This window comes from Streptomyces sp. NBC_00846, assembly GCF_045207325.1.
Lineage (GTDB): Bacteria > Actinomycetota > Actinomycetes > Streptomycetales > Streptomycetaceae > Streptomyces.
In genome coordinates, this window is the sequence record NZ_CP108846.1 from 952644 (window position 1) to 976403 (window position 23760).

22 protein-coding genes, 7 tRNA genes and 1 pseudogene are annotated in these 23760 nt (G+C 70.8%); 13 read left to right on the forward strand and 17 right to left on the reverse strand.

Translation table 11 applies throughout. From position 1 onward, the window contains the following. The first annotated feature begins 109 nt into the window (after positions 1-109). Complete coding sequence (locus OG936_RS04385) at positions 110-2335, forward strand: elongation factor G-like protein EF-G2 (RefSeq protein ID WP_406492686.1); 2226 nt, start codon at positions 110-112, stop codon at positions 2333-2335. A gap of 146 nt (positions 2336-2481) precedes the next feature. Next, on the forward strand, positions 2482-4152 hold the full coding sequence (locus OG936_RS04390) for a hypothetical protein (protein WP_406492687.1): 1671 nt from the start codon (positions 2482-2484) through the stop codon (positions 4150-4152). Between the two features lie 66 nt (positions 4153-4218). Here OG936_RS04390 and OG936_RS04395 read toward each other — a convergent pair whose 3' ends face one another. Beyond that, positions 4219-4779: an HIT domain-containing protein gene (locus OG936_RS04395; protein ID WP_266745129.1), complete on the reverse strand. Its 561-nt coding sequence runs from the start codon at positions 4777-4779 to the stop codon at positions 4219-4221. Between the two features lie 66 nt (positions 4780-4845). On the opposite strand from OG936_RS04395, the gene OG936_RS04400 reads away from it, so the two are divergent. Then, positions 4846-5523, forward strand: a complete 678-nt coding sequence (locus OG936_RS04400; RefSeq protein WP_406492689.1) for a potassium channel family protein — start codon at positions 4846-4848, stop codon at positions 5521-5523. Between the two features lie 29 nt (positions 5524-5552). Here the strand turns inward: OG936_RS04400 and thrS are convergent, their stop codons facing one another. The 3 genes from thrS to OG936_RS04415 all read right to left on the reverse strand — a co-directional run bounded on the left by thrS (position 5553) and on the right by OG936_RS04415 (position 9533). Then, a complete protein-coding gene (gene thrS, locus OG936_RS04405; protein WP_406492691.1) occupies positions 5553-7538 on the reverse strand; it encodes a threonine--tRNA ligase in 1986 nt (661 codons plus the stop codon). Between the two features lie 127 nt (positions 7539-7665). Then, positions 7666-8967, reverse strand: coding sequence for a hypothetical protein (locus OG936_RS04410; protein WP_406492693.1), 1302 nt, complete (start codon positions 8965-8967; stop codon positions 7666-7668). Then, complete coding sequence (locus OG936_RS04415; protein WP_266745132.1) at positions 8967-9533, reverse strand: DUF4365 domain-containing protein; 567 nt, start codon at positions 9531-9533, stop codon at positions 8967-8969. Before OG936_RS04415 ends, OG936_RS04410 begins: the two co-directional genes overlap by 1 nt. Before the next feature lie 206 nt (positions 9534-9739). Between OG936_RS04415 and OG936_RS04420 the strand changes: the two genes are divergently transcribed. Continuing rightward, positions 9740-10465 carry a 3'-5' exonuclease gene (locus tag OG936_RS04420; protein ID WP_406492695.1) on the forward strand — a complete coding sequence of 242 codons (726 nt, stop codon included), beginning with the start codon at positions 9740-9742 and terminating at the stop codon, positions 10463-10465. 97 nt (positions 10466-10562) lie between these two features. Here OG936_RS04420 and OG936_RS04425 read toward each other — a convergent pair. Beyond that, a tRNA-Val gene (locus tag OG936_RS04425) sits at positions 10563-10634 on the reverse strand. Positions 10635-10673: 39 nt separating this feature from the next. Then, entirely contained in the window at positions 10674-11120 is a 447-nt protein-coding gene (locus tag OG936_RS04430; RefSeq protein WP_406492697.1) for an SRPBCC family protein, read from the reverse strand. A gap of 83 nt (positions 11121-11203) precedes the next feature. Here OG936_RS04430 and OG936_RS04435 point away from each other — a divergent pair, with 83 nt between their 5' ends. Continuing rightward, positions 11204-13774: an SCO7613 C-terminal domain-containing membrane protein gene (locus tag OG936_RS04435; protein ID WP_406492699.1), complete on the forward strand. Its 2571-nt coding sequence runs from the start codon at positions 11204-11206 to the stop codon at positions 13772-13774. A 175-nt stretch (positions 13775-13949) separates the two neighbouring features. Here OG936_RS04435 and OG936_RS04440 read toward each other — a convergent pair. Together OG936_RS04440 and OG936_RS04445 are read right to left on the reverse strand one after the other, a co-directional pair. Continuing rightward, positions 13950-14021 (reverse strand) — tRNA-Val (locus OG936_RS04440). 54 nt (positions 14022-14075) lie between these two features. Beyond that, positions 14076-14567 carry a TIGR02611 family protein gene (locus tag OG936_RS04445; protein WP_406492700.1) on the reverse strand — a complete coding sequence of 164 codons (492 nt, stop codon included), beginning with the start codon at positions 14565-14567 and terminating at the stop codon, positions 14076-14078. Between the two features lie 189 nt (positions 14568-14756). Between OG936_RS04445 and OG936_RS04450 the strand changes: the two genes are divergently transcribed. After that, on the forward strand, positions 14757-15170 hold the full coding sequence (locus tag OG936_RS04450) for an SsgA family sporulation/cell division regulator (protein WP_003959770.1): 414 nt from the start codon (positions 14757-14759) through the stop codon (positions 15168-15170). Between the two features lie 354 nt (positions 15171-15524). Beyond that, positions 15525-16097 (forward strand): CGNR zinc finger domain-containing protein, encoded by a 573-nt coding sequence (locus tag OG936_RS04455; protein ID WP_406492701.1) that lies wholly within the window; start codon positions 15525-15527, stop codon positions 16095-16097. 4 nt (positions 16098-16101) lie between these two features. Here OG936_RS04455 and OG936_RS04460 read toward each other — a convergent pair whose 3' ends face one another. The 3 genes and pseudogenes from OG936_RS04460 to OG936_RS04470 all read right to left on the reverse strand — a co-directional run bounded on the left by OG936_RS04460 (position 16102) and on the right by OG936_RS04470 (position 17218). Beyond that, positions 16102-16257, reverse strand: a complete 156-nt coding sequence (locus OG936_RS04460; RefSeq protein ID WP_266745138.1) for a hypothetical protein — start codon at positions 16255-16257, stop codon at positions 16102-16104. Positions 16258-16456: 199 nt separating this feature from the next. Next, positions 16457-16699 (reverse strand): annotated as a pseudogene (locus OG936_RS04465) (LacI family transcriptional regulator); the annotation flags it as partial. A 57-nt stretch (positions 16700-16756) separates the two neighbouring features. Then, positions 16757-17218, reverse strand: a complete 462-nt coding sequence (locus tag OG936_RS04470; protein WP_383753973.1) for a hypothetical protein — start codon at positions 17216-17218, stop codon at positions 16757-16759. Positions 17219-17451: 233 nt separating this feature from the next. Here OG936_RS04470 and OG936_RS04475 point away from each other — a divergent pair, with 233 nt between their 5' ends. Next, complete coding sequence (locus OG936_RS04475; protein WP_266745140.1) at positions 17452-17967, forward strand: DsbA family protein; 516 nt, start codon at positions 17452-17454, stop codon at positions 17965-17967. Between the two features lie 12 nt (positions 17968-17979). Here the strand turns inward: OG936_RS04475 and OG936_RS04480 are convergent, their stop codons facing one another. From OG936_RS04480 to OG936_RS04490, 3 genes are all read right to left on the reverse strand, one after another. Next, positions 17980-18816 carry a GNAT family N-acetyltransferase gene (locus OG936_RS04480; protein ID WP_406492702.1) on the reverse strand — a complete coding sequence of 279 codons (837 nt, stop codon included), beginning with the start codon at positions 18814-18816 and terminating at the stop codon, positions 17980-17982. Positions 18817-18880: 64 nt separating this feature from the next. Beyond that, entirely contained in the window at positions 18881-19702 is an 822-nt protein-coding gene (locus tag OG936_RS04485) for an aminotransferase class IV (RefSeq protein ID WP_406492703.1), read from the reverse strand. Continuing rightward, the gene (locus OG936_RS04490; RefSeq protein ID WP_266752099.1) at positions 19702-20736 is read right to left on the reverse strand and encodes a chorismate-binding protein; all 1035 of its coding nucleotides are present in this window, start codon (positions 20734-20736) and stop codon (positions 19702-19704) included. The genes OG936_RS04485 and OG936_RS04490 overlap by 1 nt, the downstream gene beginning before the upstream one ends. 163 nt (positions 20737-20899) lie before the next feature. Between OG936_RS04490 and OG936_RS04495 the strand changes: the two genes are divergently transcribed. The 5 genes from OG936_RS04495 to OG936_RS04515 all read left to right on the forward strand — a co-directional run bounded on the left by OG936_RS04495 (position 20900) and on the right by OG936_RS04515 (position 21343). After that, positions 20900-20972, forward strand: a tRNA-Gly gene (locus tag OG936_RS04495). 37 nt (positions 20973-21009) lie between these two features. Beyond that, positions 21010-21083, forward strand: a tRNA-Cys gene (locus OG936_RS04500). Position 21084: 1 nt separating this feature from the next. Continuing rightward, positions 21085-21156, forward strand: a tRNA-Val gene (locus OG936_RS04505). A gap of 20 nt (positions 21157-21176) precedes the next feature. Further along, positions 21177-21248 (forward strand) — tRNA-Val (locus tag OG936_RS04510). 23 nt (positions 21249-21271) lie between these two features. Further along, positions 21272-21343, forward strand: a tRNA-Val gene (locus tag OG936_RS04515). Between the two features lie 105 nt (positions 21344-21448). Here the strand turns inward: OG936_RS04515 and OG936_RS04520 are convergent. From OG936_RS04520 to OG936_RS04530, 3 genes are all read right to left on the reverse strand, one after another. Further along, on the reverse strand, positions 21449-21733 hold the full coding sequence (locus tag OG936_RS04520) for a zf-TFIIB domain-containing protein (RefSeq protein ID WP_406492704.1): 285 nt from the start codon (positions 21731-21733) through the stop codon (positions 21449-21451). A 68-nt stretch (positions 21734-21801) separates the two neighbouring features. Then, positions 21802-22758 (reverse strand): phosphotransferase, encoded by a 957-nt coding sequence (locus OG936_RS04525; RefSeq protein ID WP_406492706.1) that lies wholly within the window; start codon positions 22756-22758, stop codon positions 21802-21804. A gap of 212 nt (positions 22759-22970) precedes the next feature. Continuing rightward, positions 22971-23180 carry a hypothetical protein gene (locus tag OG936_RS04530; protein ID WP_406492708.1) on the reverse strand — a complete coding sequence of 70 codons (210 nt, stop codon included), beginning with the start codon at positions 23178-23180 and terminating at the stop codon, positions 22971-22973. Positions 23181-23760: the final 580 nt, after the last annotated feature.

Consider the following 23760-nt stretch of genomic DNA (forward strand, 5'->3'; position numbering starts at 1 on the left):
GGGCGTCGCCGTAGCCGCCGCGGCGGCTCCCCCGTGCCCGTGCACCCTTCTCCCCACACCGCGCCGGCTTTTCTTCCCGCTCCGCGCCACTATCTGGGAGGCACGCATCATGGGCGACAAGGCACGTGTACACACCGGGGCCGCCGGCAGGGCAGCGACGGCCGACCAGCCCTCATCGATACGGAATGTGGTGCTGGTCGGCCACAGCGGCTCCGGCAAGACCACCCTCGTCGAGGCCCTCGCACTGACCGCGGGTGCGGTCAACCGGGCCGGCCGGGTCGAGGACGGCACGACGATCTCCGACTACGACGAGATCGAACACCGCCAGCAACGCTCCGTACAGCTCTCTCTCGTCCCCGTCGAATGGGGCGGATACAAGATCAATCTGCTGGACACCCCGGGGTACGCGGATTTCGTCGGGGAACTCAGGGCCGGTCTGCGCGCGGCGGACGCGGCCCTGTTCATCGTGTCCGCCGCGCAGGAGGCCGACGCCGTGGCGGGCGCCACCCGCGCCGTGTGGGACGAGTGCGCCGCCGTCGGCATGCCCCGCGCCATCGTCGTCACCCACCTCGACACCGCGCGCACCTCGTTCGACCGGATGACCCGGATCTGCGGCGAGATCTTCGGCGGCGACGACCCCGACGCCGTACTCCCGCTCTATCTGCCCGTCCTCGGCCCCGAGGGCCCCGACGGGCACGCCCCCCTCACCGGCCTCACCGGACTCCTCACCCAGCGGATCTTCGACTACTCCTCGGGCGAGCGGCAGGAGCACCCGCCCGCCGACGCCCAGCAGGCCCCGCTCCAGGAGGCCCGCAACCGGCTCATCGAGGGAATCATCGCCGAGAGCGAGGACGAGACCCTGATGGACCGCTACCTCGACGGCTCCGGCATCGACATCAAGACACTCATCGACGACCTGGAACGCGCCGTAGCCCGGGACGCCTTCCACCCCGTACTCACCGCGGCCCCCGCCGCCGAGGGCGCCCGCCAGGGCGTCGGCACCGTCGAGCTCCTCGACCTCATCACCGGCGGCTTCCCGACCCCGCGGGAGCGCCCGCTCCCCGAAGTCACCCCCCTGCACGGCGCGCCCCGGCCGGTCCTCACCTGTGACCCGCAGGGCCCGCTCCTCGCGGAGGTCGTCAAGACGGCCTCCGACCCGTACGTCGGCCGCGTCTCGCTCGTACGCGTCTTCTCCGGCACCCTGCGCCCCGACGAAACTGTCCATGTCTTCGGCCACGGCCTCACCGACCCGGGCCACGAGACCCGCCCCTTCCACGAGGCGGAGGTACGCGTCGGCGCCCTCTCCGCTCCCTCCGGCAAACAGCAGCAGCCCCTCACCGCATGCGTCGCCGGAGATCTGGCCTGCGTCGCCAAACTGGCCGGCGCCGAGACCGGGGACACCCTCTCCGCCAAGGACCAGCCGCTGCTGATGGACCCCTGGGCCACTCCCGACCCCCTGCTGCCGCTCGCCATCCGGGCCCACAGCAAAGCCGACGAGGACAAGCTCTCCCAGGGTCTCTCCCGGCTCGTCGCCGAGGACCCGACCATGCGCCTCGAACAGAACCAGGACACCCACCAGGTGGTCCTGTGGTGCCTCGGCGAGGCTCATCAGGACGTGGCGCTGGACCGGCTGCGCAGCCACTACGGCGTCCAGGTCGACTCCGTACCGCACAAGGTGCCGCTGCGCGAGACCTTCGCCGCCCCCGCGACCGGGCGCGGCCGGCATGTGAAACAGTCCGGCGGCCACGGTCAGTACGCCATCTGCGAGATCGATGTGGAGCCGCTCCCTCCGGGTTCGGGCATCGAATTCGTCGACAAGGTGGTCGGCGGGGCGGTGCCGCGCCAGTTCATCCCGTCCGTCGAGAAGGGCGTGCGCGCCCAGGCCGCGCGCGGAGTGGCGGCCGGACATCCGCTCGTCGACGTGCGCATCACACTGCGGGACGGAAAGTCCCACTCCGTGGACTCCTCCGACGCCGCGTTCCAGACCGCGGGCGCCCTGGCCCTGCGCGAAGCGGCCGCGGACACCCGCATCCAGCTCCTCGAACCCGTCGCCGAGGTCCGGGTCCTGGTCCCCGACGACTACGTCGGGCCGGTCATGAGCGATCTGTCCGGACGGCGCGGCAGAGTGATCGGAACCGAACAGTCCGGCCCCGGACGCACCCTCGTACGGGCCGAGGTGCCCGAGCTGGAGATCGGCCGGTATGCCATCGAGCTCCGCTCCCTCTCCCATGGTGCCGGTCGCTTCGACCGGGTGTACGCCCGGCACGAAGCCATGCCCCCACAGCTCGCGGAACGCATCCGTGAACAGCAGCAGAACAACCCGAATGACGCGTAATCGACTGTGCCGCCCGCTCTTTCCACAGGAGCGGGCGGCGTGTTGATCCGGACGATACGCTGTGGTCCCAGCTCAGAAGGTGTGCCGGGCACGGCAGTTGGGAAACAGCCGCAGGAGCGGTTCCATGGCGGCGAGTGGGGGCGACAGTGGCCAACGACGGATTCGATTTCTCTCCTGGAGCGCAGATCCCGCTCCAGGGCTCGGGCGGACAGACGGTGGCGACGAACGCCCTCGCCTCCGCCGCGTACCGCGACAGTCCGGTGGAGACGATCCTTGACGCCAACAGCGAATGGCACAAGTCCGAAGTCAAGGCAGGCCGTTCCAAGCTCTTCAAGTCCGACTACTTCAAGCCCAATCTCGGCGAGGCGTTCTCCCGCGCCGTCCAGGAGCGCATGCTGGGCGGTGCCCGGAAGGCGCTCATCCAGTCCTTCGGGACCGATCCGCAGACGGTCGTCGAGCACTGCCTGTCCGCGACCCGCCTCCGCAGGGCACGCGACAGCAAACTGACCGCCGTCACCGCCCTGTTCGGCTTCCTCTTCCTGCCCGGCATGATCCTGTGGGTCATCGCCTTCCGACTGCGCGACGGGCTCGGCAACACCAAGGACAAGGCGCTCGCCACCCTGGGCAACGCCCTGCTCCCGGTCATCGGCATCGTGGCCCTGTTCTTCCTGATCAAGCTGCCGCTCACCGGATTCCTGGCGCTCTACGTACGGGCGATGATCGTCGCCCCCGTGATCGGCTGGCTCCTCGCCAAGCGGATCGCCGAATCCTCCGCCAAGGACATGCGCGCCCGCTGGGAAGGACTGCTCTCCGGCGGCGGCGTCATCGCCAAGATCCCCGAGGCCGTACCGAAGAACCCCAACGAGACATCCCGCGAGGCACTGCGCCAGGGCCTGGAGAAGCTCTCCGCCGAGCAGCAGTCCAACTCGGTCTTCTACGCGGGCCCCAAGGGAATCCTCGGCATGGGAACCCGCTGGGGCAGCTGGCAGCTCGCCGAAGAACTCGTCTCCAAGGAACCCGGCAAGGAATTCCACCAGTTCCGCAGCTGGGACCTGATACGCGTCATCCACGACCAGCTCAAGGTGCTGGAGCGCGGCCCGCTGAACACCGGCGGATTCCCCACCCCGTCGGTCACCCACTGGGTCGTCTCCCCCGTCGGCGAGAACGCCGACTCGGTCTCCCGTCCCGACGGCGAGGACGTCGCCACCTTCCAGGTCAAACCACACGAGATACAGCGAATCTGCAACCATCAGCAGTTCGGCGGCGGCGACCGGCACTACCTGGGCGTCCAGTTCACCCTCTGGGACGGCCAGTTGGTCATCACCATGATGATCACGGTCACGGTGCTCTACGAAACCCTGCGCATCGAAGTCACCGGACACGCACTCGGCCCGGTCCACTCGCTCTTCACCAGCAAGCCCGCGGCCAAGACCAAGACCGTCAACAAGACCGTCCGGTTCTGGGAGACCCGCGACATCACCCTCGCACTGGTCGAACCCCGCGAAGTCGTCCGTCTCGCCCTGCGCGCACCCCTCACCTGGTACCCGCCGCTCCTCGACTACCTGGGCGGCAAGATCGCCCTGCCGGAGCCGTTCGGCCTGCGCCACGCCTGGGCCGAGAAGCCTTGGCGCCACCGCTTCATGGCCGACGACGCGATGCGCGCCGCCACCCCCGTCCTGCGCGCCGTGCACAGCGCCGCCCTGCGCGTCCTGGAGGAGAACGGCGTGGATACCGAACGCTTCGACAACCGCTCGATGATATTGAGCGGCCTGGTCCAGGACCCGACACCGCGCAAGGCCGACCTGTACGACGCGTAGACGGCGAAAGGCCGCCCCGGCAAAAAGGCGAAGACCGGGGCGGCCCCTTCGAAGCAACAGCCGGGATCAGCCCACCGGCCAGGCGTCGGCCAGCATCTTGCGCGTGTCGGCGAGCAGTTGCGGCAGCACCTTCGTGTGCCCGACCACCGGCATGAAGTTGGTGTCACCGCCCCAGCGCGGCACCAGGTGCTGGTGCAAGTGGGCCGCGATACCGGCTCCCGCCACGGCCCCCTGGTTCATACCGATATTGAACCCGTGCGCCCCCGATGCCGTCCGCAGTGCCACCATCGCCCGCTTGGTGAAGTCGGCGAGCTCCAGTGTCTCCGGACCGTCCAGCTCCGTGTAGTCCGCGACATGCCGGTACGGCACCACCATCAGATGACCGCCGTTGTACGGGTACAGATTCAGCACGGCATAGACATGCTTGCCACGTGCCACGACAAGCCCGTCCTCGTCCGACTGCGACGGAATCGCGCAGAACGGACAGCCATCGCCGGCCTCCGGACCGGACGGCTTGTTCTCGCCCTGGATGTACGCCATCCGGTGGGGCGTCCACAGTCGCTGGAACGCGTCGGGCGTCCCGACTCCGATCTGCTGCTCCGGCTCACTCGTCATGCCGATCAGCATATTGCTTCGCTCCCGGGCAGCGTGTCGCCGGGGCCGCACCCGTCGGCGCCCGGCGATGCTGAGGCGGTGATCGACCAGCCCGCGGACTCCACCCCTCCTCGTTTCAGGCATTGGGAGCAGCGCACGGAAGTGCCTCTCTTCGGCGCCTCGCTGCTCTTCCTGCTCGGTTACGCGGTCCGCGTGCTCGCCCCGCACGACGCCCGCCCATGGCGCGAGATCGCCCTCGCACTGGTCTGCGCGACCTGGCTGGTCTTCGCCGCGGACTATGCGGTACGGCTCCGGCTCAGCGGCCTCGGTCATCGTTTCGTCCGTGTGCACTGGCTGGACACGGTGGTCCTGCTGCTTCCCCTGCTGCGGCCGCTGCGCCTGATCCGGCTCTACACGGCGGTCCAGCAGCACAGGGAGCAGCCGCGGCTGAGCCTGTACGCGCGCGTGATCGCCTACGCCGGAGTGAGCGCCCTGCTGCTCGGCTTCTCCGCCGCGCTCGCCGTGTACGACCAGGAGCACACCGCGAAGGGTGCCTCCATCCGCACGTTCGGCGACGCGGTGTGGTGGGCCTGCGAGACGCTCACGACGGTGGGGTACGGGGACACGGTGCCGGTCACCCCCAGCGGGCGGGTCGTGGCATCGGGCCTGATGGCCTGCGGTCTGGCGCTGCTGGGGGCGGTGACGGGTTCGTTCTCGTCGTGGCTGCTGCGGGTCTTCCGGCGGGAGGACGAGAAGAGACCCCCGGAGAGCGGGTAGCTCTCCGGGGGTCTCCCACTCCGTGCCCGTCAGACCTGGACGCGGTCCTCGACGGCCTTCTGGATCTTGGCGATGGCGTCCTCGACGGGGATGCCGTTCTCCTGCGATCCGTCGCGGTAGCGGAAGGAGACGGCGCCGTTGGCCATGTCCTCGTCGCCCGCGATGATCATGAAGGGCACCTTGGCCTTCTGCTGGTTCCGGATCTTCTTCTGCATCCGGTCGGACGAGGCGTCCACCTCGACCCGCAGCCCCTTCTTCCTCGCCTTGGCCGCGAACTCCTGGAGGTACGGGATGTGCGCGTCACCGATCGGGATGCCGACCGCTTGGACCGGGGCCAGCCAGACCGGGAACGCACCCGCGTAGTGCTCCAGCAGCACGGCGAAGAAGCGCTCGATGGAACCGAACAGGGCACGGTGGATCATGACCGGGCGCTGCTTGGCGCCGTCCGGGCCGGTGTACTCCAGGTTGAAGCGCTCCGGCAGGTTGAAGTCGAGCTGGACGGTCGACATCTGCCAGGTACGGCCGATGGCGTCGCGTGCCTGCACGGAGATCTTCGGGCCGTAGAACGCGGCGCCGCCCGGGTCCGGGACCAGCGGCAGGCCCTGCTTCTCGGCGACCTGGCGCAGCGTCTCGGTGGCCTCTTCCCACACCTCGTCGGAGCCGACGAACTTGACCGGGTCCTTGGTGGAGAGCTCCAGGTAGAAGTCGGTCAGACCGTAGTCGCGGAGCAGGTTCAGGACGAAGGTGAGCGTCTTGTCGAGCTCCTCCGCCATTTGTTCCTTGGTGCAGTAGATGTGCGCGTCGTCCTGCGTGAAGCCGCGGGCCCGGGTGAGGCCGTGCACGACGCCGGACTTCTCATACCGGTACACGGTCCCGAACTCAAAGAGCCTCAAGGGAAGTTCACGGTACGAACGCCCGCGCGCATCGAAGATCAGGTTGTGCATCGGGCAGTTCATGGGCTTGAGGTAGTAGTCCACGCCCTCGTCGAGCTGCATGGGCGGGTACATGCCCTCGGAGTACCAGTCCAGGTGGCCGGACTTCTCGAAGAGCTTGCCCTTGGTGGCGTGCGGCGAGTAGACGAACTCGTAGCCCTCCTCCTCGTGACGCCGGCGCGAGTAGTCCTCCATGGTGCGGCGGATGATGCCGCCCTTGGGGTGGAAGACCGCGAGACCGGAGCCGATCTCGTCCGGGAAGGAGAAGAGGTCCAGCTCGTTGCCGAGCTTGCGGTGGTCGCGCTTGGCGGCCTCCTCCAGGAACTCCAGGTGCGCCTTCAGCTGGTCCTTGGTGGGCCAGGCCGTCCCGTAGATCCGCTGGAGCATGGGGTTCTTCTCGCTGCCCCGCCAGTACGCCGCGGCGTTCCGCATCAGCTTGAACGCCGGGATGAACCGGGTGGTGGGCAGGTGCGGGCCGCGGCAGAGGTCCTTCCAGCACAGCTCGCCGCTCTTCGGGTCGAGGTTGTCGTAGATGGTCAGCTCGCCGCCGCCCACCTCGACATCCGCGCCGTCGCCGGCGTTCTCGACGGAGTCGGAGCCCTTGATGCCGATGAGCTCCAGCTTGTACGGCTCGTCTGCCAGCTCCTCACGCGCGGCCTCGTCCGTCACGACCCGGCGGGAGAACCTCTGCCCGCGCTTCTGGATCTCCTGCATCTTCTTCTCGATGGCCTTGAGGTCCTCGGGAGTGAACGGCTTCTCGACGTCGAAGTCGTAGTAGAAGCCGTCCTTGACCGGCGGGCCGATGCCCAGCTTGGCCTCGGGGAAGAGCTGCTGAACGGCCTGCGCCATGACATGCGCGGTGGAGTGCCGGAGGATGTTCAGGCCGTCCTCGGAGGAGATCTCGACGGGCTCGACGACCTCGCCGTCGGCGACGGCGTACGCGAGGTCCTTCAGCTCACCGGCGACCCGGGCGGCGACAACGGTGCGCTCGCCGGGGAAAAGCTCGGCCGCCGTAGTGCCCGTCGTCACCACGCGCTCTTCCCGCTCGGAATCGCGTTGGATGATCACACGGACGTCTGACACCGGTCTCTCCTGACTCAGGGGGTACGCACGCATGCGTGGTGCGCGTGCGATACGAATCGTACCGAGCCGCGGGCCCCCTCTGCGAAACGGTGGAGCCGTGAAGGCCCCCGGCTCCCCCACTACGCCCCTATTCGCCCGTGCACGCCTCCTCGAAATAGTCGACGTTCTCCTGGAGCGACTTCATCAGCCGGTCCCGTTCCGCCTCGTCCACCTGCACGGGCACCACCTGCGCGGTCCGGGTCAGCCGCCGGAAGCCGCCGCGGCTCTCCAGCCTGCCCTCCACCCTGATCGGCAGCCCCACCAGGTGGGCGTGGCCGGCGATCCGGTAAGCCTCCTCGTCCAGCTCCAGCCGTACGTGCGCCACCTCGGCGCCGGCCAGCACCCGCAGCCGTACGATTCCGGCGCCCCGCGGTCCCGAGCGGCGCAGCCGGACGACGGCGCCGGTGATCCGTACCGTCACGGCGGGCTCGTCCCGGAGGTAGCGGGCGCCCGCCCGGCGCAGGGCGGGCAGGTCGCCCGGGGAGAATTCCACCGGCTCGGGACGGGCCGGACAGCCCTCGGGGATCCCGGCGGCGGGCGCCCACTGAAGGGCGATCCCGGCCCCCTCCGAGCCCTGGACCAGCGCGATGAGGGCCTCGGTGAGTTCCCGGCCGGCCCCTGCCTCGACGGCGGTGTCGAAGGCTTCGAACCCGCCCGTGGCCCGCTGGTAGTCCACGGCATCGCGGGTGGCGTGCAGGGCATGGTAGAGCCGTACGGCGACGGGCCGGCCCGGTTCTACGGGGACGAACGCGGCGAGATCGCGGCCGCCGGGCGCGGGCCCGACGAGGATGCCGTCGAGGGCCGCCCGGGCCCTGCGGCGGTGGCGTGCGCCGTGGTAGCCGGCGCGTGCCCGGACGGCGAGGGCTCCGGCGAGCAGGATCTGCCGGGCGGCGCTGTGCAGTTGCTCCGCTCCCGTCCAGCCTGCCGCCCCGGCCGCTCCCCCGACGGGTTCGGGGACCTCGCGCCACCACCGGATCTCGTCGCTGGGCACGGCGAGGGAGACCAGGACTTCGCGGGCGGAGGGTGCGGCGCTGCGGGCAAGGGCGGTCAGCGCCTCGCCGAGGAGGTCCTCGCTGTCGGGGAAGGCGGTGGTGTCGGGTACGAGGAGGCTCGTACCGCCGCCGGGCGGGGCCGGTGCTCCCGGTGGGGTCCAGCGGCTGTACCGTCCGGCCGCTCCGCCGCGGCGGAGCCAGCCGTGCCGGTCGAGCAGGGCGGCGAGGACCGCGGGGTCGACCCGGGCGGGGTCGGGGATGTCCCCGGGCGGCCGGGGAGCGGTGGGCCACGCTCCCGCGGATTCGCTCGGGTGGGGGCGCATGGCTGACGTGATCACTTCGTTGGCGGAGTTGGCGGAGTTGGCGGAGTTGGCGGACTCGTCCATCGGCCGGTGCATCAGGGTCTCCCTCCCGCCCCTACGCGGGTCATGATCTCGCAGAGCGCCCGGTCGTCGAAGATGCGCGAGGTCGGGATCCGCACGGTGGTCCGGTGCCGGCCAGTGACCGCGTGGCCGGCCAGGTTGGTCCAGTAACAGCAGTGCCGCAGGTCGAGCCGGTCGTGTCCGGCGCGCAGCCACTCGTCCTGGCTGCGCGGCACGATCATCACGACGAGGATCTTGTGGACCGACACGGGAGTCCGGGCGAGTTTCACGAGATGCGCGTTGTCGAGTGTGAAGGAGAACGTCGGTCCCGGCGGGTGCGGCGGGATCTGGTAGGTGCATTTGAGCTGCACCTTTATGGTCACTTCGTCGTCCACGGCATGGCCCGGGGCGCCATGGCTGACGTGCCAGTCGATGCCGTTGTCGGGGAAGGGCTGCGACAGGGAACACCCCGCCGCGGCCGCGACCGCGTGCAAGTAGCCCACCTGGAGCGTCTCCATGCAGGCGGTGGTGGCGAGTGCGCCGCGCAGCGGTGCGATCCGCTGGGGCAGCAGCCCGCTCGGTTCGGGCTGCGCGAGCGCCATGGCTGCGTGGGCCTTCCGGGCTGTGCCGATCGGTTCTTCGACGGAGGGGTCTCGATGGCGGGGTGACGGACAACTTCCTTTCCCCCCACCTGTGTTGTCACCGCACGGAACGGAGCGCAAACGGCGTATCAGGCAAAGGGTGCGGGTATCACCGGACCGGGCAGGGGAATCACGCCATCTGCCGTTCGGGCACGAGGAGTTCGGGGATGACTCACTGGTACGAAGGGCCACTGGCCGCATTTGACACCGAGACAACGGGAGTGGACGTCGAGGGGGACCGGATCGTCTCGGCCGCCCTGGTCGTCCAGGACACGGCAGGCGGGCGGGCGCGGGTCACCCGCTGGCTGGTGAATCCGGGGGTTCCGGTGCCCGTGGGGGCGACCGCGATCCACGGTCTGACCGACGACCATCTTCAGCGCAACGGCCGCTGGCCCGCGCCGGTGGTGGAGGAGATAGCCCGTGCGCTCGCCGAGCAGTGCGCGTCCGGCCGGCCGCTCGTCGTGATGAACGCACCGTTCGATCTGACTTTGCTGGACCGGGAGTTGAGGCGCCACCGCGCGTCGTCACTCGCCCAGTACCTGCAGAACACACCGCTGTGCGTGCTGGATCCGCGCGTGCTCGACAAGCATCTGGACCGTTACCGCAAGGGGCGGCGGACCCTCACCGATCTCTGCGAGCTGTACGGGGTGGTGCTGGACGGCGCGCACGACGCGGCGGCCGATGCGGCGGCCTCGCTGGAGCTGGTACGGGCGGTGGGGCGGCGGTTCTCGTCCCGGCTGGAGCGGCTGTCCCCGCCGGAGCTGCACACGTTGCAGGCCGTGTGGCATGCGGCACAGGCTCGTGGGCTGCAGGCGTGGTTCGCGAAGAACGGCACGGTCGAAGCGGTGGACCCCGCGTGGCCGCTGCGCCCGGAACTGCCCGCCGCGGCGTGATCGGACGGGTCGGGCCGACGGACACCGGACCGGCTCCCGCGCCCGGACACGCAGAGGCCGGTCCGTCGATTCTGCTGACGGACCGGCCTCTTCAGGGTGGGCGATACTGGGTTCGAACCAGTGACCTCTTCGGTGTGAACGAAGCGCTCTCCCACTGAGCTAATCGCCCGGGAACGGGTTGAACCATACAGGGCTCACGGCGTCCGGTTCAAACTCCTTCCAGCCAGGCCGTGAGGCCCCGGCACCCGGCGCGCATCATCAGTGCGTGGTTGGCCCGGAACACGGCGCGTCCGGGCACCGCGAGGAGTCGCATCAGCCGTCGGTGCACCTCGACCTCCTGCTCGTACGTGGCACGGCTGCCTGCGCCGTGCGCGGTGACCGTCCACCGGGCCCAGCCGACGAGGTCGCCGCCGAGGGCCGCTTCGAGGACCCGGGCCGCGGGGTCGCGGCGGTGTTCGCGGACGGTCATGACGAGGTCGTACGGGAGGAGGGAGCGGATCCGGGTGGTACCGGTGGTGCCGTCGACCGAGGTGACCTCGCGGACCTGCGGCCACCATCGCGGGTAGTCGTCGGGACGTCCGAGGATCTCGTACACGGTGTCGGGCGGCCCCGGCAGGTCCCAGACACTCACGAATCGGTAGTGACTCCAGTCCATGACCCAAGTCTGCGCGTACTCAGCCGGGAAACTGAGTATCCGAGCCCATGTCCGGTCCTGTTGCTCGCGCCACACTCCCGTCCATGGAACATGTGCCGCCGCCTGCCGAGGAATTGGCGCTCCTCGATCGCGAACTGGCCCGGTTGGATACCCGCCGGTCCCAGTTGCTGGTTCGTCGTGCCTGGCTGGTGAGTGTGCTGGCGCAGCCCGCCGCGCGCCCCGCAGTGCCGCCCGTGCCGCCGCACGCCGCTCCGTTCGGGCCGTCGGCGCCGGTCCGGTCATCGGTCCCGTTCGCGGCTCCCTTCGGCCCTCCCACCGCGCCGGCCGGACCGCGCAGCGCGCAGAATGTGCTGCTCACCCTGGGCGGTCTGCTGCTCACGATCGCCGCGATCGCGTTCACCCTGGTCAACTGGGGTCAGATGGGCATCGGTGGCCGCTCCGCGGTGCTGACGCTGGTGACGGTCGCGGCGCTCTGCGCCCCCGCCGTGCTGCTGCGACGCGGGCTGTCCTCGACGGCCGAGTCGCTCGCCGCTCTGGCGTCGGTGCTGATGGTGCTCGACGCGTACGCGCTGCACGAGGTGGCGGTGCCGGACGCCGGCGGTCCCGGTTTCGCCTCGGTCGCCTCGGCGGTGCTGGCGGTGCTCTGGGGTGCGTACGGGCTGCTGCTCGGCCGGCTCCGGCTGCCGCTGCCCCTGGCCGTGGTGACCGCGCAACTGCCGCTGTTGCTGTGGGCGTGGTCGGCGGGCGCGGGGGCCACGGTATTCGGCTGGGCGCTGCTGGCGACGGCGGCGCTGGACTGTGCGATCGCGGTGTGGGGCAAGGGAGTTGCGGTACGGGTGACGGCCTCCGTCTGCTGCTGGGCGGCGGGTCTGCCGGGCCTGCTGGTGGGCCTGGGGCAGTCGGTGTCCGCCGACGCGGTGTCGGCCGCGGTGGCGCCGGGTCTGCTGTTGCTCGCGGGTGCGGCGGTCGCGGTGGCCGGGGCGTGTCGTGCGCCGACGGGGCTCGCGGTGGCCGGTGGAGCGGTGGCCGGGCTCGGCGGGGTGGCCGCGGTGGGCGGTGTGCTGGGTGCCGGGGTGGCCGGGGACTGGTCGGTGCCGCTGTACCTGCTGTGCGGTGTGGTGCTGTTGGCGGCGGTGCGCGCTCCGCTGCCGCGCCCGGTCGGGAAGGGCCTGCTGTGGGCCTCGTCGGCGGTGACCGTGGGTTCGGTTCTGGCTGCGGTGCCGCCGGTCGGCCTGTCGCTGGCGGGCACGGTGTCGCAGGCGGCCCGGGTGTGGTCGGGTGTGCCGGAGGGCGGGGTACGGGGCGCGTTGGGTATGGAGGCCATGGCGTGGTCCGCGATGGCTTCTGCCCCGGTGGTGCTGTTGGTGGTGGCCGCCCTGTCGGGGGCGGCGTACCGGTCGTGGGCGTCGTGGCTGCGGGTGGCCGGGCCGGTCGTCGCGCCGGGGGCGGCGTGGCGAGGTGCTGCGGGGGCCGGTGCGGTGGCACTCGGCTGGGCGGGGTGCACCGCGTTGCCCGCGGTGCTGGGACTTTCGTACGCGGCCGCGCTGTCGGTGCAGTCCGCGCTGGTCGCCGGGGTGTTCGCGGTGGCGGTGCGGGAATTGCGCCGGGGGACGAATGGGGTGGGTCGGACCGCGCTGGTGTGCGGCCTGACGGGTGCGGTGAGCGTGGGGATGCTGTCGCTCGCCACGGAGACCGCCACGTACGCGGTGTTCACGGTGTTGCTGGTGGTGCTCGCGGCGGCTGCGGTGGTACTCGGCGGTGCCGCGGTCCCGGCAGCGGCGCGGGCCTTGCCACCACTGCCTGCCGCTCAGGCGGCGCGTGCGGCAGGGGTGTTGCGGACGGCGCAGGCGGTGCCGGCGTGCGGTGCGGTGGTGTGCGGGATGGTGCTGGCCCGTGCGGTGGGGGCCTCATGGGGGCTCGCCGGGTATCGGGCGGCACCGGTCATGCTGGTCGTCCCTCTGGTGACGGTGCTGCTCGGGGCGCGGCTGCGGGGCCGCCCACCGGCTCTGCCGGTCGAGCTGACCGGGGCCGTGGCGGGTGTGATGGCCGTGGGCATGGCGGTGCCGGACCGGCCGTTCCTGGCATTGGTGCTGGCGCTGTGCGGGGTGCTCGCGGCGGGCACGGCCGTACGGGCCGAGCGCCGGCCGGTGGCCGGGTATCTGGCGACGGCGCTGTTCGTCCTGGCGGCCTGGCTGCGGTTGTCGGCTTCGGGAGTGTCGGCCCCGGAGGCGTACACCCTGCCGGTGACGGTGCCCGCCCTTGCGGTCGGTGTGCTGCGTCGGCGCCGTGATCCCGAGGCCTCGTCGTGGACGGCGTACGGGGCGGGTCTCGCGGCGACTCTGCTGCCGAGTCTCTTCGCGGCCTGGGGTGATCCGTCCTGGGTGCGGCCGCTGCTGCTCGGTGCGGCGGCGCTGGTCATCACCCTGGCGGGCGCGCGGCTGCGGCTGCAGGCTCTGCTGCTGCTCGGTGGTGCGGTGCTGGCGCTGGACGCGCTGCACGAACTCGCGCCGTACGTGGTCCAGGTCGTCGGCGCACTACCGCGCTGGCTGCCGCCCGCGCTCGCCGGGGTGCTGCTGCTGGTGGTCGGGGCGACGTACGAGCAACGGCTGCGGGATGCGCGGCGCCTGAAGGACACCCTGGGCCGGATGCGTTGACGGTGGGCCGCACGGCCGGTCCGGGGTGCCCTCGGGGGCTCGGGCCGGTCTGCGGTCTGCGGTCTGCGGTCTGCGGTCTGCGGTCTGCGGTCTGCGACGAAGGGCACGGCCGGGACACCGTGGGAAACGCAGAGGGCCCGTGAGACTCTGCAGTCTCACGGGCCCTCTGTCCGGGTGGGCGATACTGGGTTCGAACCAGTGACCTCTTCGGTGTGAACGAAGCGCTCTCCCACTGAGCTAATCGCCCGGGCGCAGGCCAAACATTACCGCATGTCAGCGGCACCCCATGACCATCCCCGGGTCACTCGTGGATCTTCCACGGCATTATCACGCCGAACTTCCAGACGTAGATCCCCACGAGCACCACGATGATCACCAGACCGGTCACGGTGAGGATGATGTTGCGCCGCCGGACCTTGGGATCGAGCGCCCGCTGGGCGGCCTCGGTGACCTTCCGCCGCGTCCAGCGCAGCACCAGCTGCGCCCAGACGAACTCGGTGGCCCAGATCGCCATGCCGCCGAAGATCACCAGCCAGCCGGGACCGGGCAGCGGCAGCATGATGATCCCCGCGATGACCACCGCGAGGCCGACCACGAAGACGCCGACCTGCCAGCTCAGGTGCAGCGCCCGTGACGCCTTGATGAACCCGGGTGCCCGGGAACCGAGCTCCCGGTCCCCCTTCGTCACACCCTCTGTGACCTCTCCCGTCACGCTCCCCGTCACATCCCCCGTGGCGGACAACGGTTTCGCCGGTACGGCGCCCTCGTCCCCCTCGTCACTCTCCGCGCTCATGGGGCCAATCTACCGGAACGCCCTTCGTCACCGGAATGGCCGCATAACCCAAAGTTACACACCGCTGTACGAGCTACCTGAAGGGGCACAAAAAGGTCAGAGGGGTTTACAACGCCACCGTAGGTGGCATGTCGATTTCGCCGACGTGCGAATCCCCGAGCGCACACTGAGCGAAAGGCCCTGGCGCTTATGAACACCACGGTCAGCTGCGAGCTGCACCTGCGCCTCGTTGTGTCGAGCGAGTCTTCACTGCCTGTACCCGCGGGCCTGCGGTATGACACGGCCGATCCCTATGCCGTGCACGCCACCTTCCACACCGGAGCGGAGGAAACGGTCGAGTGGGTTTTCGCCCGCGACCTCCTTGCCGAGGGGCTGCATCGGCCCACCGGCACCGGAGACGTCCGCGTCTGGCCATCACGTAGTCACGGCCAAGGCGTCGTCTGCATCGCACTGAGCTCCCCAGAGGGCGAAGCCCTGCTCGAAGCCCCGGCGCGGGCCCTGGAGTCGTTCCTGAAAAGGACCGACGCCGCGGTTCCGCCGGGCACCGAGCATCGTCACTTCGATCTCGACACGGAGCTCTCACACATCCTGGCCGAGAGCTGAGCCAGGCCGAGAGCTGCACGGTGCCGTCCGACTCGGGGAGACGGCGCCGCGCGGACAACCTCATAGGGCTGACACCGACGCCGTCATCACGGAATCCACCGTGGTGACGGCGTCGGTGCGCGTTCCCGCCCATCCGTGCGGCCATGCTTCGCGCACCGGTACGCACCCCCGCAGGCCCTGGCCGCCCGTCACGGCCCGGACGGGCGGCCACCGGCCATGGATACGCACAGGTGGCCGGTACGCGCTCCTCGCGCCCCGCATGGGCCCTCTCGGGCCTCTGCGCGGCGGCACCGAGCCAGTAGAGTCAGCCGGCATCGGCGGGCACCCGCCCGCCGGAGGCCAGGGAGCGAAAGCGTGCTGATCCCCCACGACACCCGGATCGCCCTCGACATGGTGGTCGACCTGCTGAACACGGCGCCGGAGAGCGGACAGCCGGAAGGCGGGCCGGCCGACGGTCTCGCCGGCATCGAAGCGCTGTACGACTTCGCGCGCCGTCATCGCATCAGCGGCGTGGGCGAGCTCCACGAGAAGGACCTGCGGGCCGTACAGGAGGTACGGAAGCGCTTCGCCGAGATCTTCGCGACGGACGACGCCCGGACCGCGGCCTCGCTCGTCAACACCCTCGTCGCCGCCGCCGGCACCACACCGCAGCTCAGCAACCACGACGGCTACGACTGGCATGTGCACTACTTCGCACCGGACGCCTCGGTCGCCGACCACCTCGCGGCCGACTGCGGCATGGCCCTGGCGTTCATCGTGGTGGCGGGCGAGCAGGAGCGGCTGCGCCGCTGCGAGGCGCCGGACTGCCGGCACGCGTTCGTCGACCTCTCGCGCAACCGCTCCCGGCGCTACTGCTCAAGCCGCACCTGCGGTAACCGTCTGCATGTGGCCGCGTACCGGGCACGCCGCAAGGAAGCGGCCGGCTGACCGTTCACAGCATGAAGAGATCATGCACCGCGGCCATCAGCAGCAGGCTGCCGATCACCGCGAGGAAGATCATCAAAGGGGGCTGGGAAAGCGCGAAGAGGCAGCCGCGCGGCTCTTCGTCAGCGGGGGCGGGGGCATCGCCCCGGGAGGTGTCCACCATCTCGAGACGATCATGACGCAGACCGGGCCCCGTTGGCGATCAACACTCCTTTTTGCGCCGGGAGTTCACCCACTCCGGAGTGAAACACGATTCGCTCCGGCGTCCGGTCGTCCGTCAGGTATTCGGTACGACGGTCCCTGAACCACTCGTCGTTGACGTCGGCGTGGCACAACACCGCGGCAGGTTCAGCGAATTCACCGGGGCCGCTGACGTACGCCACCGAGTGGTGCCCGGCCGAGACCCGATGACCGGCGGCGAGCGCGCCACCGCGGACGTCGTCGACGGAGACCGCGCAGGTCCCCGTGCCGGACGCCACGCGGTCCACCAGGACGAAGGGGATCCGGTGACGGCGGAACGCCTCCGGGTTGCGGCTGGTTGCATCGGCAGGGGTGACCAGGACACCGCACACCCGCTGCTCGGCGAAGAGCCCGAGGTACTCGGCAGCGGGCCGACTCCCGGTAGCGCCCATCTTGCCCCCACCCCGCCGTGGTGGTAGGGGTCAGATGCCGTGCTTCTTCAGGATGGCCTCGATGTCGCTGAAGTCCTCGCCCGACGACGCGGACCGCTCCTTCGCTTTCGCCTTCGGGACCGCCTGTGCCCGGGTCGCCGGGAGTCCGGAGCCGAGGGAGGGCGCCGAAGCCGCCGGAGCGACGGCCGCGCCCTGTGCCGCCCGTGCGGCGGCCTTGCGTTCCTTACGGGTGCCGACGCCTCGGCGCTCGATCGCGCGCGTGGTCAGGAACAGCAGCCAGGCCACGGCGAGCAGCCCGAAGCCGAGCCAGACGCTCGGCTTGAAGGCGATTCCGGCGACCCAGTCCACGATTCCGGTCAGCACCAGGCCGATCGGGACCAGGGAGTAGGCGGCGATCCGGACCGCGGCGAGGAAGCGCTTCCGGTACGCGGTGACGGCGGCGATGCCCAGGCCCGCCGCGGACACCGCGGAGCAAATGGTCTCGGCAAGCATCGGGGCCTCCAGGCACATGGGGAAACGTCCCTTCCATCCTGCACCGCCCACCGCCCGGTCGGCCACGATCCGGGACCACATCAGGGACATTTCAGGGCCGGGATCCTCCCCAGGTGCCGATTCGGAAGCACTCCGGTCCCCCGAAGCCGGAGCGGACCGGACGGGGGTCGGGGTGCGGGTACGGATGCGGATGCGGATTGGGACGCTCGCGCGCGCCCTGGGAGACTGGCCGCATGAGCGATTCCACCGCCGCAGCGCCGGTCGTCCTCGACCTGTGGTGCGAGCTCCAGTGCCCCGACTGTCACCAGGCCCTCACCGATGTGCACGCCCTGCGGGCCAAGTACGGCGAGCGGCTGGAGGTGCGACTGCGGCACTTCCCGCTGGAGAAGCACAAGCACGCCCACGCCGCCGCGCAGGCCGCCGAGGAGGCGACGGCCCAGGGCAGGGGCTGGCCGTACATCGAGGCGGTTCTCGCCCGCACCGCAGACCTCGGCCGCACCGGCGAGCCGCTGCTGATCGAGGTGGCGCGGGAAATCGGCCTGGACGCCGAGGAGATGGACACCGCCCTGATCGACGGCCGCCACATGCTGATCGTCGACGCCGACCAGGCCGAGGGCAAGGCGATCGGGGTCACCGGCACGCCGACGTATGTGATCGGCGACGAGCGGCTGGACGGAGGCAGGAGTCAGGACGGGCTGCGCGAACGCATCGAGGAGATCGCCGACCGGCTGCTCGCGGAGCAGGGCTGAGCCGGCGGAGGATCAGAGCGTCTTGGCCAGGTTGTACTGAGTCGTCCGGTAACCGAGCGACTCGTACAGCCGCTGGGCCAATGTGTTGGCGGCGAAGACATGCAGCCCGAGGCGGTGGGCGCCCGCGTCCAGCGTGATGTGCTCCGCCTGCCACATCAGGGCACGTCCGTAGCCCCGGCCCCGGTACTCCTCGTCCACTTCGACGTCGAAGACGTATCCGGCCTTTTCGCCCGGGCTTTCTTCGCGCACCGACACCCACACATGGCCGACGACCGCGTCCTCGTGAACGAGGACGTGGAAATGCATGCCCTCGCTGTCGATGCCGTCCGGCAGGTTTTGGGCATGGTCGGCGCGGGACTTCTGGATGGCCTGCTCGGCCGGAACGCCCTGGTCAATCCAGGACTGCGCATACGTGTCGACGCTGGTGAGCTGCCAGCGCGCGAACTCCTCGGCACTCATCTGCCGGGCGATGACACCGTCCGGCAGCGCCGGAGCCGCCCGGTCGAGCTCCTTGAGCATGTTCCGGCCGCGTTCGGTGTAGCCGAGCGCGGCCGCCAGGCCCTGGATTCCCTCGTTGCCCTCGGGTGCCGCCAGGCGCACCTGGGTGCAGTCCCAGCCGCGCAGCACCTCTTCGGCCGCCAGCGCCGCGATGGTGCCGCGGCCGCGCCTGCGACGGGACTCGTCGACGCTCAGGGAACGCAGCACGCCGACCGACGCGCCGAACCGCGGATCCGTGCCGATCTCGACGGCGCCGACGGGCCGCCCGTTGTCACACACGTCGTACGCCCGGCTCTTCGCGCCGTCGGCGCCTTGCTGGATCGGCCCGGTCGGCCGGAGGGTCGTAGTCATCGGAGTTGTTCTATCCGCTTGGCCCCGGCCCGTCACCCCGTTTTACCGAGTCGAGGCACGGGCTCTACGGGTCGAGGTCGTTCCCGGCCCGCTCGTCGAAGATCCGCATGGCCTTGGCGGTCACCGGTCCGGGCCCGTCGGGCAGCTCCCGGTCGTCCACCCGGTGGACGGCCTGCACATCACGCAGGGTGGAGGTCAGAAAGATCTCCTCGGCCCGTTCCAGGACGTCGAACGGCAGGTCGGTTTCCTGCGCCCCCGTCCATTCCACGGCCAGTGCGCGGGTGATCCCGGCGAGGCAGCCGGAGGCGACCGGCGGGGTGTGCACCTGCCCGTCGAGCACGACGAAGACATTGGACCCGGTGCCTTCGCAGAGCTGTCCGACCGTGTTGGCGAAGAGTGCCTCGGACGCACCGTGCTCATGGGCGCGGGCGAGGGCGACGACGTTCTCGGCGTACGAGGTGGTCTTGAGCCCGGTGAGCGCACCGCGTTCGTTGCGCGTCCAGGGGACGGTGATCACGGCGGTGCTGTCCGGGCGGCGGCGCGCCTCCCCGAGGGCGACGACGAGGCCGGGACCGGCGTCGCCGCGGTCGGAGCCGAGCGGGGAGAGCCCTCCGGTGTAGGTGATGCGCAGCCGGCCGCGCGCCATCGGGTTGGCGTCGATGACGGCGGCGCTGGCGCGGCGCACCTCGTCGAGGTCGGGCGCGGGAAGGCCGAGGCCGCGGGCCGAGCGGGCCAGCCGGTCGAGGTGGCGGGTGAGAGCGAAGGGCCTGCCGTCGACGGTCTTGACCGTCTCGAAGATGCCGTCCCCCACAGTGAGTCCGTGGTCGAGCACGGACACCCGGGCGTCGTCGGCGCCCCGCAGTTCGCCGTTGACCCAAATCCTCATCACGCGGTCCTTCCAGTCGCTTCGTGAGCGCCCGACGCTACAGCGAGCAGCCGGGAGGCCTTCAGTTCGGTTTCGTCCCATTCGCGCTCCGGGTCGGAGCCCCAGGTGATGCCGGCCCCGGTACCGAAGCGCAGGACCGGGGCGGCCGCGGTCCGGTCGATCCAGAACGTACGTATGCCGACGGCCAGGGAGGCGGTGCGGCGGTCGGCGTCGACCCAGCCGATGCCGCCGCAGTAGGGCCCGCGCGGTGCGGTCTCCAGTTCCTCGATGATCCTGAGAGCGCTGGATTTGGGTGCTCCGGTGACGGAGCCGGGGGGGAACGCGGCGTCCAGGAGTTCGGGCCAGCCGGCCCCCTCGGCGAGCTCCCCGCGCACGGTGGAGACGAGGTGGACGAGCCCGGGGTGCTTCTCCACCACGCAGAGGTCCGGGACCGTGACCGATCCGGTGGCGCAGACCCGCCCGAGGTCGTTGCGGACCAGGTCGACGATCATCACGTTCTCGGCGTGGTCCTTCTCCAGCAGATCGTCCTCGGTCCGCCCGGTGCCCTTGATCGGTCCGGACTCGATGGTCCGGCCGTTTCGCGCGAGGAAGAGTTCCGGGGACGCGGTGGCGATCTCCACGCCGTGCGCGGGCAGCCGGATCGTTCCTGCGTAGGGGGCGGGGTTGCCGCGCGCGAGCAGCGCGGTCAGCGCGTCCACGTCCGAGGCGGCCGGGTCGGGCAGTGGAGCGGTCATCACCCGGCAGAGGTTGGCCTGGTAGACCTCGCCGGCCGCGATGTACTCGCGGATCCGCCGTACGCCAGCGGTGTACGCGGCACGGTCCAGGGACGACTTCCAGTCACCGGCCGCGGGCCCGCGCCAGCCGCCGCGCACCGGGGCGGCCACCGCCTCCGTGCGTACGGAGGCGAAGCGGGCGCAGACGAGGCGGCCCTCGAAATCAGCGGAAACGGCCCAGAAGCCGGACGAGTCGAGGGCGGTGGGATCACTGGTCACGTCCTGCAGATCGGACGCGACGAGGCCGCCGAAGCGGGCCATCGGGACAAGGTCGTGCACGCCGTTGAGTCTAGGACGGCGCGCGATGACCTGCGCCGGGGCGAACGCACCTCAGCACGCTGCACAAACGCGTTTTTGTACTGGCCCGGGAATCCGCTAGAGTTCAACACGTCGCCGGGACGCGCAAGCGGGCCGGAAAAGACAAGCGGACGTAGCTCAGTTGGTAGAGCGCAACCTTGCCAAGGTTGAGGTCGCCAGTTCGAACCTGGTCGTCCGCTCGCAGAAAGTGGGGGATCTTCCCGAACCCCCGCTCCTGGTGGAGTGGCCGAGAGGCGAGGCAACGGCCTGCAAAGCCGTCTACACGGGTTCAAATCCCGTCTCCACCTCCAAGGACGATTAGCTCAGCGGGAGAGCGCTTCCCTGACACGGAAGAGGTCACTGGTTCAATCCCAGTATCGTCCACCGGTCCGCAAGGATCCCCCGCGCGATTAGCTCAGCGGGAGAGCGCTTCCCTGACACGGAAGAGGTCACTGGTTCAATCCCAGTATCGCGCACGCAGTACACGCGGGTTCACCCTGCGCGATTAGCTCAGCGGGAGAGCGCTTCCCTGACACGGAAGAGGTCACTGGTTCAATCCCAGTATCGCGCACGCAGTACAAGCCCCGGTCGCTTCGGCGACCGGGGCTTTGTCGTCTCAGCGGTACGTGCGGCGGTGGGCCCGGACCGAAGACGTCCGGGCCCACCGCGCGTTGGCTCAGGAGGAGAAGAGCATGCGGCCGAAGCTCTTATGCCGGTAGTGACCGCCGTGGTGGCCGTCGTGGTACTGGGGGGCGCCCCAGGCCGGTGCCGGGGCGGCCGGGTAGGCCTGCGGGACGGGCGGTGCGGGCGGGGCCTGCTGCGTCCACTGCGCCTCGATGCGGGTCAGGGTCTCCAGTTCGCCGTAGTCGAGGAAGATTCCCCGGCAGCCGCTGCACTGCTCGATCTGTATGCCATTGCGGTTGTACGTCTGCATCTGTGCGTGGCACTTGGGACACTGCATGGTTCGGCTCACTCCTCGCCGTCGGGTCGCCGTCCCCGGAATGCGTGCCCGGCGACGGTCGGTTCAGCCTACGACGGGCGCTCGGCGGCCAACTCGGACTGGAGGGAGGCAATTCGGGCACAGGCATCGATCACCACCTGCTCCACTTCATCCGGACTCCGGCCCTCCGCCGCGGACTTGGCGAGTGCGAGCGCCGCGGTCTGCACGGTCAGGGCGCGGGCCGGGACGTCCAGTTCGGGCCAGGGGTCGCCCTCGGCCCGTACGGCGGGCCCGCCCGCCGCCCGGTAGGTGTCCAGGAAGCGGAGCCAGACATCGGGGGGCAGCAGACCGGCCGCGTACCAGGCGGCGGGGCGGGCGAGGTCCCAGGCGGGGTCGCCGAGGCCCATGTCGTCGATGTCGATGAGCAGCCAGGGGCCGTCCGGCGCGGGGTGGCGAACGAGTTGGCCGAGGTGCAGATCGCCGTGGCAGAGGAAGCCCGAGCGGTGCGGGGGCGCGGCGGCTTCGTCGCGGGCCCAGGGCGGCAGGCGGCGCCAGGCTTCGAGCACGGGGGCGGCGGCCGGCTCGCCGGGCCGGGCGGCGCGCATCCGGGCAACGGCGAGTGCGGCCTTGGCGGGCCCCCGCATGGGCGGGAGCGGGACGGTGGCCGGGGTCCGGTGCAGCCCGGCGAGCAGGACTGCGGCCTCCTCCCAGGGGGCTGCGTCGGGGTCGTCGGCATCGACGGGCCGGCCGTGGGGCCACAGGGTGACGGGGCGGCCGTGGAACGGGGTAGCGGGCCGGGGCCGCAGCGGAGCGAGCAGGATGCCTCTCAGACGGGAGTCGTTCGCGAGGGTCAGACGGGTCAGCAGACCGGGGGTGTCCGTGCCGGGGGCGTGGGCCTTGGCGACGACGTGACCGCTGCGGACCACCGTGCCGTCCGCGCGGTCCGCGAGTACGGCCGGTGGCGGGCAGGCGCAGTGGGCCGGGGGGCCGGGGTGGGCGGCCCGGTGGGCGAGGGCGCCCAGCGCGCGTACGACTGTGGTGCTCACGGTCTCCCCCGGTGGTGGACAGGTGTGGGCGGGCCGGTCCGCGCCGGGCCCGCCAAGGAGCGTACGCGCGGCGGAAAGGTCCCGGACAGCGCGATGTCCGGTCAGCTCCCCAGCTGACCGGACAAACGCTGCCGTCCGCCGCACCCCCGTCCCCACGGGGTTGTTGGCCGGATGTCCCGGTCCGGACCGCTCTTCCGGACCCGGGGCGCCGCTCAGCGCCCCAGCATCACGCCCACGGACGACGCCTGTGTGACCACTGCCTCCCAGCCGCCGAAGACGACTACGAGCAGGGCCGCCAGGGGAAGAACCATCGCCGTCGCCACCAGTGGGTGGCGCGTACCGGACGACGGGCGATTGCCGAACGCGGCATGGGCCCTGCGTCCTTGCGTGCGGATCGGGGTCCGCGTTGCCGTGTCCGCCATGGTTCCTCTCCTGACCGGTTGTGGAGCGGCGGGCGTGTGACCTCGGGGGACGAGTGCTGCGCCCGCCGCTTGACCTCAACATTAGGGAAGCGGAGGGCCTACGACGTCATGCCCGCGTACCGAATACCGGGCCTCCCGGAGGATGAGCCGTGGGTAGTCGATGTACTCCCCTGGGTGGAGATCGGGCGCCTGATCCCGGGGTCATCCCGGAGAAGTGCCCGGAATGTTGCGGATCAGGTGGCCGGACGGGATGCGGTGGCCGGTCGCCGCAGGGCCCGAACCAGGCATCCGGCAGGTCGGACGACGGCCGTGACTTCACTCACTCGCCCACGCCCCGGCTCCCGGCGGCGGGCCGGGGCGCGCGTCGCCCCGGTCGGCGCGGGCCCGTCCCTGCCGGGGCCGGTGTGCGGCGCCGGTCTCGTCGGGGACGTGGCTCTCATGGCACCAACCTCTTGTCACCGCAACCGGTTTGAGCGTCCGGCACCGTCCGGTGCACGAACGGCCGCGGCCCCACACCCCGTCACACGCCGTGCTGCGCACCGACAATCGATCGGCGGGCGAGGGCGCGGCCTCTGAGCGC

Excerpts from the sequence above, each read along its gene's own strand:
- OG936_RS04385 (WP_406492686.1), top strand. The coding sequence starts at position 110 with ATGGGCGACAAGGCACGTGTACACACCGGGGCCGCCGGCAGGGCAGCG.
- OG936_RS04395 (WP_266745129.1), bottom strand. The coding sequence starts at position 4,779 with ATGCTGATCGGCATGACGAGTGAGCCGGAGCAGCAGATCGGAGTCGGG.
- OG936_RS04410 (WP_406492693.1), bottom strand. The coding sequence starts at position 8,967 with ATGCACCGGCCGATGGACGAGTCCGCCAACTCCGCCAACTCCGCCAAC.
- OG936_RS04415 (WP_266745132.1), bottom strand. The coding sequence starts at position 9,533 with ATGGCGCTCGCGCAGCCCGAACCGAGCGGGCTGCTGCCCCAGCGGATC.
- OG936_RS04420 (WP_406492695.1), top strand. The coding sequence starts at position 9,740 with ATGACTCACTGGTACGAAGGGCCACTGGCCGCATTTGACACCGAGACA.
- OG936_RS04430 (WP_406492697.1), bottom strand. The coding sequence starts at position 11,120 with ATGGACTGGAGTCACTACCGATTCGTGAGTGTCTGGGACCTGCCGGGG.
- OG936_RS04435 (WP_406492699.1), top strand. The coding sequence starts at position 11,204 with ATGGAACATGTGCCGCCGCCTGCCGAGGAATTGGCGCTCCTCGATCGC.
- OG936_RS04445 (WP_406492700.1), bottom strand. The coding sequence starts at position 14,567 with ATGAGCGCGGAGAGTGACGAGGGGGACGAGGGCGCCGTACCGGCGAAA.
- OG936_RS04450 (WP_003959770.1), top strand. The coding sequence starts at position 14,757 with ATGAACACCACGGTCAGCTGCGAGCTGCACCTGCGCCTCGTTGTGTCG.
- OG936_RS04460 (WP_266745138.1), bottom strand. The coding sequence starts at position 16,257 with ATGGTGGACACCTCCCGGGGCGATGCCCCCGCCCCCGCTGACGAAGAG.
- OG936_RS04470 (WP_383753973.1), bottom strand. The coding sequence starts at position 17,218 with ATGCTTGCCGAGACCATTTGCTCCGCGGTGTCCGCGGCGGGCCTGGGC.
- OG936_RS04475 (WP_266745140.1), top strand. The coding sequence starts at position 17,452 with ATGAGCGATTCCACCGCCGCAGCGCCGGTCGTCCTCGACCTGTGGTGC.
- OG936_RS04480 (WP_406492702.1), bottom strand. The coding sequence starts at position 18,816 with ATGACTACGACCCTCCGGCCGACCGGGCCGATCCAGCAAGGCGCCGAC.
- OG936_RS04485 (WP_406492703.1), bottom strand. The coding sequence starts at position 19,702 with ATGAGGATTTGGGTCAACGGCGAACTGCGGGGCGCCGACGACGCCCGG.
- OG936_RS04490 (WP_266752099.1), bottom strand. The coding sequence starts at position 20,736 with ATGGCCCGCTTCGGCGGCCTCGTCGCGTCCGATCTGCAGGACGTGACC.
- OG936_RS04520 (WP_406492704.1), bottom strand. The coding sequence starts at position 21,733 with ATGCAGTGTCCCAAGTGCCACGCACAGATGCAGACGTACAACCGCAAT.
- OG936_RS04530 (WP_406492708.1), bottom strand. The coding sequence starts at position 23,180 with ATGGCGGACACGGCAACGCGGACCCCGATCCGCACGCAAGGACGCAGG.